Source organism: Rhodococcus sp. JS3073, from assembly GCF_026810085.1.
Classification (GTDB): Bacteria; Actinomycetota; Actinomycetes; order Mycobacteriales; family Mycobacteriaceae; genus Rhodococcus_F; species Rhodococcus_F wratislaviensis.
This window is the reverse complement of record NZ_CP113951.1, coordinates 3,086,563-3,099,894: the sequence shown is the minus strand read 5'-3', so window position 1 is coordinate 3,099,894 and position 13,332 is coordinate 3,086,563. Positions and strand designations below refer to the sequence as shown.

Below are 13,332 nucleotides of genomic sequence, written 5' to 3'. Positions count from 1 at the left end.
CCCCACGTGATGTGGTTGCTGCCACATTAGGAAGTGAATCAGCGGCGCGGAATTACGAATCTCCTACCAATTCATGCTCCGTGCTTATCAATTCGGTGGTCGACGGCCGCGACCGCGTCGATTTCGATTCTCTTGCTGCCGCGGAAGCGTGCAACCTCCACGGTCGTTCGTGGCGGTAGCGGAATCCCTTCCAGTCGATCGAGATACGCGGTGTTGTATTCGTCGAACTCCGAGAGATCGGCCAGGTACACCGTGGTCTTCAGGAGCGTGTGCAGGCCGCCACCCGAAGCCAGGAGCGTAGCTTCCAGATTGTCCAGTGCGACCTTGACCTGCTCTCCGATCGCGGCCGGGGTCTGTCCGTCCGCGGTGGTGGGGATCTGCCCGCACGCCCAGATGGTGCCGGCGAACACGGCGGCTCTCGAGTACGGTCGTTCGATCCCGTGCGGATGAGCGACGAGTTCACGCTGGTCAGTCATGCTGGGCCTCCGGAACGAGGAATCGCCTGCCGAGTGCGTACGCCCGCGACCACGTCGCGGTGTCGACGAAGACGCCGTAGGAGACGGCGTGGCGGTATCGCGTCTCCCGTTCGGCGGCGGTGTGGACGGGACGGGACGAGTTCGCGGCGAATGGTGCCGTCCAGACGAGCGTGCCTCTGTTGGATTCTGCGCCGCATTCGAACGTGACGGCGACGTCGCGGTACATGTCGCCGGCGGCTGTCACGACCGTCGCGCGCCGCTCGTGGTCATCGAGAGCGACCAGCCACAGTGTCGTGCCGGACCGGGAGGCGGCGCGGAGGGCGTACCAGTCGGCGGCCTCGTGGTCGTCGATCCCTGACAGCAGGACCGGTCGTGCTTGCGACAGCGCGAGGTCGACCGCCAGGGGTCCCGACAGCAGGCCGCTCCGGGGCGAGTGGTCGACGATGTCGACAGCGGAGCTTTTCGACAGCGTCGCACCGGTGGGATCGCTCGACGGATCGAGCCGGTCCAGCGTGTCCAGGAGAGTGTCGATCCCGGTACGCGCGTGGAGTTGCATCGCCGTCACTATGTCGGCCGCGGCGCCTGCCTCGCCCGAACTGACACCGGCCGCGTACAGGGCGCGGAAAGCGGTCTCGCGAACCTCACGTACCGCCAACCTGATTCGGTTGTTCGTGGTGGGGAGTGTGTCGCGCTCGGACGTATGAGTGAGCATGTCGGTCATCGGCGTTCCTGTGTCTCGTGCAGGCCGGGAAAGACGTCGTCGAAGAGCCGCAACCAGTTCTCGCCGAGAATCTTCGCGATGGTCTCGTCGTCGAGTCCGACATCGTGCAGGCACTCGGTGAGAACCGGGAAGTCGGACGGGCCGGAAAACCAGTTCGGCCACATGGGCCACTCGGGTTCGACCGGATTCTGGCTGGGCGGGCGCCAGCGACCGTTGCGCAACCACGCGACGTAGTCCTCCGACCAGTTTCTGGTGCAGTCACTCCCGATCGCGACGTGGTCGGGTCCGATCTGGTCGACGAGTCGCGCGACCATGACCGCGAAGTCGGAGCTGGAGGTGGTTTCCCCGCCGAGAACGTTGGGGTAGAGGCAACATCCGATCACGCCGCCACGGGCCGCCAGCGCATCGATGACCTCGTCCGGCTTGTTGCGGGGGCTGTCGACGAACCACGTCGGGTTCGAATGGGTGATCGCGACGGGCCTTTCGGACGCGTCGATCGCATCCAGGCAGGTACGGTTTCCGACGTGCGAGAGGTCGACGAGCATCCCCACGCGATTCATTTCGCCGATCAGTATTCGCCCGAACGCGGTGAGTCCCGAGTCGTGCTCGTCGTAGCAGGCGCCGCCCGCCAGGTTCTGAATGTTGTAGGTGAGTTGCGCGACACGAACGCCCAATCGATGGAAGATCTCCACCATCCGGTAGTCGTCCCCGAACGGCGAGGAGTTCTGGAACCCGAGGAGTACGGCGATCCGGTTGTCCCGCTTCGCAGTGCGAATGTCTTCGGACGTCTCCGCGAGGGTGACGATGTCGTTGTTGTCGGCGGCGAGTTGATACCACTGCGCGACGGCGCCGAGAGTGTCGGTCGGCCCGTCCCAGACCGCGCAGGTGGCGTTCACACCTGTGACACCACCGGCTCGGAGTTCCTCGAGGACCTTCCGATCCCAGTTGTTGATCTGAAGACCGTCCACCACCAGCAGGTCGGAGTGAGTGAGCGTGTGCACTAGGAATCCTTTCGCGGCTTGCGGGTGAAGATCCAGTCGTCGTCGACTCCGGCGGCGACGTCGTCGGCCCGTGGGGCTCCCGAGTAGAGGGTCACGCGGAGCCAGTCGGTCGATTGCGGGCTGTAGTTGTCCATTCCGTACATCGCCAGCTGGAATCGCTGCAGATTCAGGGGAAGGAACTTTTCGGCGAGCAGGTTGTCGTGTGCCTCCGAATACGGGACGTCGGCGAGTGTCTGGACGCGGGCGACGATTCCGCGGTGCCACGGGTGCTCGACGAGAAAGGCGGCGACCGGCGTTTCGTCATGCGTCGACGCGAGATCGCGGTCCAGAGCGGCGACGGACCGGGCGATGTCGATCGGATGCTCGACGTTCTCGCCGGGATCGATACCTCTGCGTCCGCGACGCGGCTCTTCGTTGTTCTCCGAGGAGAACCAGAAGTGGGTCAGCTCGTCGGGATTGTCGAAGTCGAAGCGCCGCACCCACGCGTAGCGTTCTCGCAGGACGGAACGCAACTGGGCGCAGGTCTGCGCGGGATCGACGTCCTGCCGTTGATCGCAGCACAGCAACTCCTCGACCTCGGCGTCGAGTTGAGGATGTACCTCGACGATCACGCTGTCCATCACACTGCGGGCCTCGGGGCCGAATGTCGCCGCCTGCCCGTGGAGTTCCCGCCACGCATGGGTCGTTGCTTCGCCGCCGATCGTCCCGCTGTCGATGTACTCGGCCAGCATGGCCCGGAGTGGTTCGAGCTGGGACGAGAGTTCGCCGCACGGGACGAAGGGCTCAGTCGCCAGGTCTGCGCGTTCGCGGAAGTAGTGGGTGGCTCGCTCGAGCAGGTCACCGGCAGTGTGGATGCGCCGATCGGCGGGTGTGGTCGCCTGTGCCAGGGCGTGCGCGAGTGGGAGCTCGCGCGTGGCGCACCAGGCGTCGAGCACGTGCGGGTGGTTGATCACGTAGGGCACCATGCCGAGACCCGTGGCGTTGCCGAGCCCGAGGTAGCGTCGCCAGTCTCCGGACAGCCGCACCGACAGAGGGTTTCGGGCGCGGGCACAGTGCTCGACGAGGTCGTAACTGAGCTCGCGCAATAGCCAGGCGGTCAGCATGTGTGCCCGGTAGGGGAGACGCAGGGGATGGCCGGCATCGAGCCGATCGAAATCTGCGAGCCCGAACTTTCCGTTGCTGTAGAACGCGGTACTCCGCAGAATGTAGGCGGCATCGCCCATGGTCGTGATGTCCGGTTGAGTGCCCTCGGAGAGGCGGTCGACGACGTAGTCGAAGAATCGGGCACTGCGGTTTGCCCGCGTCCAGATGAGAGTGCCGTCGTCTGCCCGGCCTTCTTCCTGACGCGGTACCTGCGAGCGCAATGCGTTCGCTCGGCTCTCGGTCAGCGGTCCCTCGATCAGGGCTCCGGTGACGTCCCAGGCCTTGGCGATGACACGATCGGTTCGATCGCTCTCGATGAGGGTCGTCGAGAACACGACGAATCGCACCTCGTGTGAACCGATGACGACGCGGTACACGATCTCGCCGCGGCCGGCACCGTCGACGTCCCAGCGCTCGCGTTCCACCCGCCAGTTCTGCGCGGCCGCCGTTCGGAGGAAGGACCGGGCGAAGCTGTGCCGGGTGTAGCGTGCCGCTCCCATGTCGGCCGGGTCCAGGACCTGCTCGGGCGATCGCGCCAGGGTCTGTGTCCGGCGGAGGGTATCGGTCGGCCTCATGCGTCACTCCTCGGCGTTCCGGTGCGGGCGTAGGCGATCTTGCTCCAGGTGAAGAACTCGGCACTGGTTGCCGCATTCTGCTCACGGGGAGCAGGGAAGGAGGAGTCCTTGAGTCCGCCGAAGGGAGCATGGAGTTCGGACCCGGTGTTGGGGGCGTTGACTTTGATCAGTCCCGCTTCGAGATCACGAATGCAGCGTCGAACGGCGCGCTCGTCACACGTGAACACTGCGGCGGTGAGGCCGAAGGGTGTCGCGTTCGCCATGGCGATGGCCTCGTCGAGGTCTTCCGCGCGCAAAATCGTGGTCACCGGTCCGAACACCTCCTCTCGGCAGATGGTCAATTCGGTGGTGCCGGCGAGCAGAGTGGGGGCGACGAAGGCGGCACCCGACGTGGGGAGTGGTGCGCGCGCCAGCAATTCGGCGCCCTCGGACAGCGCCTGGTCGACCGCGGCCGTTACCTCCTTCGCCGCGCGGGACGAGACGAGCGGGCCGATCTGCGACTCGGGTGCCAGTCCGTCGCCGACCACCAGTTCCTCGACGCGGGCGACGAGTTCGGGAACGAGTGCGTCGTAGGCGTTGCCGACCGCGATGATCCTTCGCGTCGCCGTACATTTCTGACCGGTGCTTCCCATGGCACCGGCGATCAGCACGGCTGCTGCGTCGTGCGGATCGACGTCGGGGAGCACTATTGCCGCATTGTGCCCGCCGAGTTCCATCTGGACCTTGGCGCCGCGGGGGACGGCGGCAGCCTGGATCGACCTGCCCACCGGTACCGACCCGGTGAAGGTGACTCCGGAGATCTCTTCCCGGGCAACCAGTTCGGCGCCGATCGGGCCCGGTCCCAGGACCATGTTGAGGACACCTGCCGGGACACCCGCTGTGGCAAGGACTTCGGCAAAGGCCGCGGCGACCGCAACCGTGTCGCTGGCGGGTTTCCAGACGACGGTATTGCCCCAGAGCAGTGCAGGCGCCAGCTTCCAGGCCGGGATCTGGAGCGGGAAGTTCCACGGGGTGATGGCGGCGACGACGCCGAGCGGGCGCCGGACCGTCCGAATCACCTCGTCGGGATGGGACGAAGGGTAGGTGGCGCCGTCGGCGTTCCTGGCCTGCGCTGCGTGGTAGTAGAGGGTCTCGACGGTGGCCCCGACTTCGGCGCGCGACTCGGGGAGGGTCTTGCCCTGCTCCCGGGTCATCAGCTCCGCGATCGCGTCCGCACGTTCGGCCAGGATCTCGGCGGCCCGGCGAAGGACCAGTCCGCGGGCGATGATCCCGCGGTCGTCCCACTCCCGCCGTGCCGACACTGCCGCGGTCACCGCTGTGTCGAGGAGCCGGGTGTCGGCGGGATGGTATTCGGCGACCGCGGTCTCGTCGGCCGGGTTCGTCGTCGTGGTGACCGGACCGTCGCCGTCCACCCATTCACCGCCGATCAGGTGGCGTAGAAAGTTGTCCGTGTCCGGCGCGGTGACGTGGTGCTCCACTGCTGACTCCTCGAAGGCATGGTAGTTCGGTGCCTTCAACGCTAGGCCGGGCACACACCGTGCAGAAGTACCTATTGTCAACCGACTGATAAGTTGCAAGTATCAATCGCGTGGAACTGCGCCAGCTTCGATACTTCGTCACGGTGGCCGAGGAGATGAACTTCAGGCGCGCTGCGGAACGCCTGCACATCGCGCAGCCGGCACTGAGTCAGCAGATCAGCAAGTTCGAGAAGGAACTGCGAACCACCCTGTTCGAGAGAACCACGCGACGCGTCGAGCTGACCGACGCGGGCCGGGTGCTCCTGGACGAGGGCCGACGCGTCCTCGCGGAAGCCGATCACGCGCTGGCGGCAGTGGAGCAGGTCGCGCACGGTGAGGTCGGGCTGCTGCGCATCGGCTTCGTCAGTTCCGCGGCGCTGAGGATCGTCCCCGCCACGGTGCTCGCCCTGCAGAAGGCATGGCCCGGTGTCCAGGTCGAACTGTCCGAGTCGACGACCGACCGTCAGCTGTCCGGGATCGCCGACGGAATTCTCGACATCGGACTGGTGCGTGAGGTCGACCGTGCGGAGGGCATCGTGGTGCGCCCGCTGACCCGCGAGCCGCTGCTGGTCGCGATGCACTCGTCGCATCCCTTCGCGAACCGGACGTCGGTGCGGCTCGTCGAATTGCGCGACGAACGGTTCCTCACCTTTCCGCGAGGCCAGGTTTCGCGACTCTACGACCACATCGCCGCCCTGTGCCACCACGCGGGCTTCCGGTTGGAGGCCGCCCAGGAGGCGCTGCAGTTTCCGACTCTCCTCGGGTTGGTCGCCGCGAACACCGGCGTCACCATCGTCCCCGCAAGCCTCAGGGCCCTGCACCTACCGGACCTGCGGTACGTTGCGCTCTCCGATCCGCAGGCGGCCTCGACCGTCTCGGTCGCGTATCGCGCCGACAGACAACAGGTCCCGGCGATCCGGCACTTCCTCGACGTCGCATCGTCCCTCGACCTGACGGACGAAACCCGATAGGCGGTTATCCGACCTCGAAGTCGTTCGACGTCCCGGTGAATGCGGTGATCGCGCCTGCCGCGTCGCGGCTGTTGCCGAAGTGCTGCACACGGTAGCGACCGGCGGGGGTACCGTCCGGGACGTCCCACGTGATGCGCGCGAGCGACTGGTTCGGCCCGGTGCGCGTCCAGCGGTACTTGGTCGACCAGTCGCCGTCGTCGGCGTGACGCACCCAGCCGTCGCCGACCCGGCGCTGGATCTCGAGGAACGTGCCACGTCGGCGCGCATCGTTCCGGGGGTGGCCGGTGACGAACTCGACCGCGATCTGTTCGCCCGCCGACACTTTCGCGGCGGGCTGGGTCAGCACGTCGCCGAAGACGCGGCTTGCGGGCGGTTCGTCGCGGTCGATGCCCGGACCGAGGTAGGGCTGGAACTGCGACAGGTCGCGGGGTGCCGGGCCGCGGGGAACGTCGCGGCCGGTGCGCAGAGCGTCGGCCAGTGCCGCGAACCCCTGCTGGTACGCGGGCAGCGTGTACCGGCCGAAGAGGGTCGAGCCGCCCTCGTACTGCTGCGCGTCGTACTCCTGCGGGGTGGTGCAGTAACTCGCGTACGAGTTGGCGTAACCCTGGAAGATCACGTTCTCCAGGGGCACCCCGAGTCTGTCGGCGACGGTGCGGCGGATCCGCAGCCCGGACACGATCGTGAATTCCGCTGGGCCGCCCACGACATACACGCCGCCGATGCGGATGATCTGAATCTTCAGCACGTGCGGAACCCACCCGTCGGGTGGCAGCAGACCGACGGCCACCAGCACGAGTTTCGGGGCCTGCGCGTCCTGCAGCCACTGCGGGATCGGCGCGTCCATCCCGCCGAGTGCGTCGACGAGCGGGTTGGTGGTGCCCTCCGGGAAGATCGGGATGGCCGGACCGTCCTCGGTGCTGCCCGCGCTCATGGCGGCACCGACACACGCGGGGGACGTCCGGTAGGTGCGGCCGTCGGGCGTGTATTCGCCGCCGACCTCCTGATTCGCCATGTCGAGGTACATGATTCGGCTGTCCAAGCCGCCGGTGAGGGACTCCGACGCCGACTCCCACGCCGTCCGGGCGGCCTCGACCTGCCGCTGCCCGATGATGCGGGTGTTCTCGAACTCGTCGTCGGTGGGACCGTGGCCGGGCCGGAGGTCGAGGTTGGGGGACATGTCGCCGGTGTTCGTCTGCGGGAACGCGGCGACGAAATGCGGCTTCCGATCGTCGAGGTAACGGACACCCTCGTGGTCGTGCTCCCAGAAGTAGGCGGCCGCACCCTTGTTGTCGCCGGAGATCAGATGGTTCGTGTCGGTGAGCGAGGCGCCGTGGGTGGGGAACCAGTTGATCGCCCCGACGTCTCTGCCGCCCTGCGTGATTCGCAGGACCCGCATCGACGTGTCGATGCCCAGGGGGTAGTAGTCCCTGTCCTCGGCGGGGTTGCGGTCGAACGCGATCCGCGAACGGTTGACGCTGGCATCGGTGAGTTCGCTGCGGCCGTACGACACCGAACCGGGAGCGAGGGAATCGTGCGCGGCGGTGATCGCCTCGACGATGCCGCCGACCTCGGCGTCGAACACCTGACGATTGTGGCCGAGCACGGCGAGGTTGTAGGCGTAGTCGTGGGAGGCCCCGCCGCACGCCGCGTGGGAGTGCACCGCGGTGAGCATGACGTTCCGCTCGGTGTACAGGTCGCCGTGGAGTTCCGCGAGCCGGGCCAGCACGGCGTCGTGCACGGACTGGAAGATCATGCAGACGTCGACGCAGACGTAGACCACACGCTGCCGGCCGGGCTCGGCGAACACGAACGCCCGCGCACGGGTTCGCTGATGCAGTCCCTCGGCGCGCTGCTCGAAACTGGAGTACCCCATCATCCCGACGTCGGCGACCGGTCCGGTGGCGTCGGAAATGCCGACACCGACGAGGAATTCATCCGAACCGTCGGTGCCGGGATCTGCGGCCGCCGTCCCGGAACCGAGCGCGGCGAGCGCCGGAGTCAGCGCCGCCCCCGCGAGCACGCTGCGTCGTCTGATCTGCACTACCGATCGTCCTTCCCCCCGAGGGTGGGTGCCACGAATTGGTCAAGCGTCCAGAACCGTAGCCGGTATTGGACCCCAGTTCGGTAATCGGCGCAACCCCACCCCACGTGAGTGGCAAAGCGTGCCCGCGCACACTTCGCCACTCACGTGCGGTCAGACGGGCTGCGCGTCCCCGAACGTCATCTTCAACTCGGGGATCGAGGACGTGACGAGAGCACGTTTCGGAAGTCCCAGCGACCGCAGTTCGTCGGCGATCGGGTGGCTGCCCAGTTTCAGCTCCGCGCCTCCGGGCCGGGAGCGAACCCCGGTCGGGCTCATGTCCCAGGTGGTGAACCGGGTGAGTCCGTCGAGGTGCGAATAGGCGGCGAGCGACGTGCCGGCCCCCGAGCCCGGTACCGGGATTCCCTGCTTGACGCTCAACTGGGCGATCAGCCGACCGCCCTGACTCACCGAACCGCGCTTGACGGAACCGGTGTGGTCGACGTCGAAATCGGCCAGGACCTTCGGAAAACCCCAGATACCGCGGCCGGCGGCCAGGGTGAAGTCGCCGTCGACCGGCAGCTGATGAATCAGAGCACCCGCCCTGCCCCGGGCCAGCGCCTTCAGGTCCTGCGGGACCGAGGCACCGTCGGAACGGTGGTCGCGGACGAGGAACGCCACCCCGAACTCGTTGTACGGGCCGAGGTCGCCATCCACGTAGTCGACGAACACGAGAACGCACACTCCGCGTCCCGGCCGGAACTGCAGGATCTCCAGTCCGGTGTAGTCGATCAGCGACTGGGCGGCGACGGTCGGCACCGAATACATCGCCATGAACGCCGACGCGGCCCGGATCTCCACGGGCATGTCGACCTGCTTGCCGAGAACCTGATGCGACGTCACGGCGCGACCACCCCGCGCAGACCGTCGGTGCCGAACATGGGCTCGAACATCGACCCGAAGTCGGGTCCGCGACGCAACATCTGGCCGCCGTCGACGTTGATGATCTGACCCGTGATCCAGGTGGAGTCGGGGCCGAGGAGGAATTTCGCCAGCGCGGCGATGTCGGTGACCTCGCCGACCCGTGCGATCGGGGTGTTGGCCAGGTAGTCGTCCAGGACGGGTCCGCCGTCGGTGATGAGCGCGACGAGGTCGGTGCGGGTCAGGCCGGGGCGGATGCAGTTGACGCGGACGTTGCTGGCCCCGAGTTCGTCGGCGGCGAGTTGCGTCAGGTTGTCGACTCCCGCCTTGGACGGACCGTATGCGCCGAACCAGCGGTGCGTATTGCTGCTCGCGATCGAGGAGATGGTGACGATGGAACCGCCGCCACCGGCGACGAGCGCCCGGGCGGAATGCTTGATCGTCAGCATGGTGCCGGTGACGTTCAGGTCCACGGTCCGCCGCCACGCATCGACGTCGAGTTGGGTCACGGGTCCCACCGATTCGTTCCCGCCTGCGCACGTGACGACGCCGTGAAGCAGCCCGGTGCGCTCGCCCGCGTTGGCGACCGCGCGGATGACGTCGTCCTCGTTCGTGACGTCGGCGGTGACCGTGTCGACCGTCCCCGCGGGATCGTCGGCGGTGATCTGCTCCGCTGCGCGTGCCAGCTTCTCCTCGTTGCGACCACAGATCGTGACGTGGACGCCCTCGGCCGCCAGGGCGGTGGCTATGCCCAATCCGATGCCACTGCCGCCGCCGGTGACGAGCACGGACGTCTTCGCGAGCCCGCTGCTGCCGTCGTTGGTAACCACGTACACCTCCAGTTAATAGAACTCGTGCCAATTCTCGAGTCGAGGATCTGCGAAAACTGTCGCTATACCACTGCGTCATAGCGAGAACACGTTCTATTATCAGGGCACGAACGGCGGGATTCAATGCTGAGGAGTACCTCGATGACGGACAGGCCGGAGTTCGATCTGATCGACGGACGGTTCTACTCGGGCGAGCTCGGCGACCCGCGGCAGGCCTACGCGTGGATGCGCGCCCACGAACCGGTGTATCGCGCGGACGGGATTCTCGGCGCCGCGTCGTACGAGGCCGTCCTGGCGGCCGAACGCGACCCCGAGTTGTTCTCGAACGCGGGCGGAATCCGGCCCGGGGTGGGCCCGCTGCCGCAGATGATCGACATGGACGACCCACAGCACCTGCAGCATCGCCGACTCGTCAACGCCGGCTTCACCCGGAAACAGGTGGAAGCGAAGATCGGCCGAATCCGCGAGATCTGCGATCACCTCATCGACGCCGCCTGCGACAAGGACGAAGTGGACTTCGTGCGCGATCTGGCCGCGCCGCTCCCCATGGCGGTCGTCGGCGACATGCTCGGGGTGCGACCCGAGGAACGCGACACATTCCTGCAGTGGTCCGACGACCTCATGAACGCGCTCGGCAGCAACGCCACCCCGGAGGAACTTCAGGCACAGGCGAACGCCTACCTGGCATTCAACGAATTCACGCTCCGCACCATCGAGGAGCGGCGGCAGAATCCGACGGACGACCTCACCAGCATCCTCGTGCACAGCGAGATCGACGGGCACCGGCTCAGCGACCCGGACATCGTCGGCGAAACCCTGCTGATCCTGATCGGCGGCGACGAGACCACCCGGCACGTCCTCAGCGGTGGCATGGAACAGCTGATGCGTCACCCCGACCAGCAGGAGCGGCTCGTGAACGACCCAGACGGCATCCCGGCGGCAGTCGAGGAGATGCTGCGCTGGTCGTCGCCGATCAAGAACATGTGCCGCACCGTCACCCGCGACGTCGAATTCTTCGGAACCGCCCTGCGCGACGGCGAGAAGATGATGCTGCTCTTCGAATCCGCCAACTTCGACGAGGCGGTGTTTCACAATCCCGAGGTGTTCGACATCGAACGGTCGCCGAACCCGCACGTCGCGTTCGGTTTCGGCACCCACTTCTGCCTCGGCAACCAACTCGCCCGGCTCGAAGCGAAGATCATGTTCGAGCAACTGCTGTCGCGGCTGCCGGACATGGTGCTCGTCGACGACGGCCCACTGCGGCGTCGCCCCGCCAACTTCGTGTCCGGGCTCGAGGAGATGCCGGTGAAGCTCTAGGCGCTTCGCGCCCGTGCGCCTTTTTGGTAGCTGGAGCAGCCAAAAAGGCGCACGGGCCCGGAGGGCCTACTCCGGTGCGCCGATGTTCAACTCATTCGGGTGGGCTCCGACACGGGTGCCGTCGTCCATCGTCTCGATCTCGCTGAGGTCCTGCTCGCTGAGCTCGAAATCGAACACGTCGATGTTCTCGCGGATCCGCGACTCGTGGACCGACTTGGGAATGACGATCAGCCCGCTCTGCAGATGCCAGCGGATCAGCACCTGCGCCGCGCTCTTGCTGTGCCGGTCGCCGATGCGGGTGATGATCGGATCCGTGAGCAGCGTGTTCGGCTTCGAGTCGTCACCCCACCCCGAGTTGCTGGTGCCGCCGAGCGGGCTCCACGATTCGACGGCGATGCCGTGGTCGACGGCGAACCTCCGGATCTCCTGCTGGGCGAGATGCGGATGCAACTCCACCTGATCGACCGCCGGTACGACGCCGCCGCGGTCGATCAGCAACTGCAGGTGACGCGGTTCGAAATTGCACACACCGATCGCGTTGGCACGACCGGACTCGGCGATCTTCTCCAGCGCATCCCACGTGCGGAGGATGCGGTCGTCGTCCTGCAGCGGCCAATGGATCAGGTACAGGTCGACGTAATCGACGCCGAGACGTCCGAGGCTGGCATCGAACGCTTTCAACGCCGGCTCGTAGCCCTGGTCCGCGTTCCACAATTTGGTGGTGAGAAAGATGTCTTCGCGGGCGACTCCCGAGTTCGCGATGCCGCGGCCCACACCTTCCTCGTTGCCGTAGGCGGAGGCGGTGTCGATGTGCCGGTAGCCCGCCTCGTCCAGGGCGAACCCGACGGCGTGTTCGGTCTCGTCGTTGTCCGCCTGCCAGACTCCCAGGCCGAGCTGCGGGAGGATGGTTCCGGAATTCAGCACGATGCTGGGTACTCGAGGACTCATGCTGTCCAGGCTATCGACTGTGGTGGGGTCATGAGGGGTACATGCGCTGCCTGGCATCATGCGGAGGTGACGCAAATTCGGCTGTTGGCGACGGACCTCGACGGCACCCTGCTGCGATCGGACCGCACGATCTCCCCGCGCACCGCGCAGGCCATGGAAGACGCGCGACAGTCGGGGGTAGAGGTGGTGTGGGCGACGGCCCGCGCCAGGCATTCGGTGCACGAGCTTGCGCAGTCGTGCGGATTCCGCGGCAAGGCGATCTGCGCGAACGGGGCGGTGGTCCTCGATCTGGCCGACGGAACCCCGGTGATCACGACGACGACGACCATCGCGATGGCGTCGGCCGCGGCGGCGATGGACCGGGTGCGGACGCTGATGCCCGGTGTCGTGTTCGCGAACATCGGCCCGACGCGCTTCGTCGCCGAACCGGCGTACGCGGCGTTGTGCGAGTTCGCCGACCACCACCGGCACCCGCACGAGATGACGCTGTCGGAGCTGCTGCCCGACATCGACGAGCCGATGGTGAAGATCGTCGCGCGGCACCCGGAGGTACCCAGCTCGGAGCTCTACCGGGCGGCGGTGGCGGCGGGCGTCGACGGCGTCGAGCTGACGCATTCCGGCGCGCCGTACGTCGAGATGGCGGCATCCGGTGTGTCCAAGGCGAGCGCGCTCGCCGAGCTCTGCGCGGTCGACGGGATCTCGTCGGAGGAGGTCGCCGTCGCCGGGGACGCCATCAACGACGTCCCGATGCTGAGGTGGGCAGGCACGGCGCTGTGCCCGTCCAACGCGCTGCCGGAAGTCCTCGCCCTCGCCGACCACGTCCTGCCCAGCAACGACGAGGACGGGGTCGCCGGCTACCTCGAGGCGCTGGCAGGCGCTCCGCGCCCGTGAG

12 protein-coding genes are annotated in these 13,332 nt (G+C 67.0%); 3 read left to right on the top strand and 9 right to left on the bottom strand.

The genetic code is table 11. From position 1 onward, the window contains the following. Positions 1 to 71: 71 nt before the first annotated feature. From OYT95_RS13925 to OYT95_RS13905, 5 genes are read right to left on the bottom strand one after another with little or no spacing between them, the layout of a single operon-like run. Positions 72 to 476: a RidA family protein gene (locus OYT95_RS13925; protein WP_037241866.1), complete on the bottom strand. Its 405-nt coding sequence runs from the start codon at positions 474 to 476 to the stop codon at positions 72 to 74. Then, positions 469 to 1,197: a hypothetical protein gene (locus tag OYT95_RS13920; protein ID WP_128640047.1), complete on the bottom strand. Its 729-nt coding sequence runs from the start codon at positions 1,195 to 1,197 to the stop codon at positions 469 to 471. Before OYT95_RS13920 ends, OYT95_RS13925 begins: the two co-directional genes overlap by 8 nt. After that, complete coding sequence (locus tag OYT95_RS13915; RefSeq protein ID WP_037241864.1) at positions 1,194 to 2,198, bottom strand: membrane dipeptidase; 1,005 nt, start codon at positions 2,196 to 2,198, stop codon at positions 1,194 to 1,196. The genes OYT95_RS13920 and OYT95_RS13915 overlap by 4 nt, the downstream gene beginning before the upstream one ends. Continuing rightward, positions 2,198 to 3,916: a hypothetical protein gene (locus OYT95_RS13910; RefSeq protein WP_268791731.1), complete on the bottom strand. Its 1,719-nt coding sequence runs from the start codon at positions 3,914 to 3,916 to the stop codon at positions 2,198 to 2,200. The genes OYT95_RS13915 and OYT95_RS13910 overlap by 1 nt, the downstream gene beginning before the upstream one ends. Further along, complete coding sequence (locus OYT95_RS13905; protein ID WP_268791730.1) at positions 3,913 to 5,394, bottom strand: aldehyde dehydrogenase family protein; 1,482 nt, start codon at positions 5,392 to 5,394, stop codon at positions 3,913 to 3,915. The genes OYT95_RS13910 and OYT95_RS13905 overlap by 4 nt, the downstream gene beginning before the upstream one ends. 110 nt (positions 5,395 to 5,504) lie before the next feature. On the opposite strand from OYT95_RS13905, the gene OYT95_RS13900 reads away from it, so the two are divergent. Further along, positions 5,505 to 6,404 carry a LysR family transcriptional regulator gene (locus OYT95_RS13900; protein WP_037241856.1) on the top strand — a complete coding sequence of 300 codons (900 nt, stop codon included), beginning with the start codon at positions 5,505 to 5,507 and terminating at the stop codon, positions 6,402 to 6,404. 4 nt (positions 6,405 to 6,408) lie between these two features. Here the strand turns inward: OYT95_RS13900 and OYT95_RS13895 are convergent, their stop codons facing one another. The 3 genes from OYT95_RS13895 to OYT95_RS13885 all read right to left on the bottom strand — a co-directional run bounded on the left by OYT95_RS13895 (position 6,409) and on the right by OYT95_RS13885 (position 10,175). Continuing rightward, the gene (locus OYT95_RS13895) at positions 6,409 to 8,445 is read right to left on the bottom strand and encodes a neutral/alkaline ceramidase (RefSeq protein WP_268791729.1); all 2,037 of its coding nucleotides are present in this window, start codon (positions 8,443 to 8,445) and stop codon (positions 6,409 to 6,411) included. A 153-nt stretch (positions 8,446 to 8,598) separates the two neighbouring features. Beyond that, positions 8,599 to 9,327: an acetoacetate decarboxylase family protein gene (locus OYT95_RS13890; RefSeq protein WP_128640042.1), complete on the bottom strand. Its 729-nt coding sequence runs from the start codon at positions 9,325 to 9,327 to the stop codon at positions 8,599 to 8,601. Further along, a complete protein-coding gene (locus tag OYT95_RS13885) occupies positions 9,324 to 10,175 on the bottom strand; it encodes an SDR family oxidoreductase (RefSeq protein ID WP_268791728.1) in 852 nt (283 codons plus the stop codon). The genes OYT95_RS13890 and OYT95_RS13885 overlap by 4 nt, the downstream gene beginning before the upstream one ends. 141 nt (positions 10,176 to 10,316) lie before the next feature. Here OYT95_RS13885 and OYT95_RS13880 point away from each other — a divergent pair, with 141 nt between their 5' ends. Continuing rightward, the gene (locus tag OYT95_RS13880; RefSeq protein WP_268791727.1) at positions 10,317 to 11,492 is read left to right on the top strand and encodes a cytochrome P450; all 1,176 of its coding nucleotides are present in this window, start codon (positions 10,317 to 10,319) and stop codon (positions 11,490 to 11,492) included. 66 nt (positions 11,493 to 11,558) lie between these two features. On the opposite strand, the gene OYT95_RS13875 is transcribed toward OYT95_RS13880, so the two are convergent. Beyond that, positions 11,559 to 12,440 carry an aldo/keto reductase gene (locus tag OYT95_RS13875; protein WP_268791726.1) on the bottom strand — a complete coding sequence of 294 codons (882 nt, stop codon included), beginning with the start codon at positions 12,438 to 12,440 and terminating at the stop codon, positions 11,559 to 11,561. A gap of 66 nt (positions 12,441 to 12,506) precedes the next feature. On the opposite strand from OYT95_RS13875, the gene OYT95_RS13870 reads away from it, so the two are divergent. Beyond that, complete coding sequence (locus OYT95_RS13870) at positions 12,507 to 13,331, top strand: HAD family hydrolase (protein WP_268791725.1); 825 nt, start codon at positions 12,507 to 12,509, stop codon at positions 13,329 to 13,331. The last annotated feature ends 1 nt before the right edge of the window (position 13,332 follow it).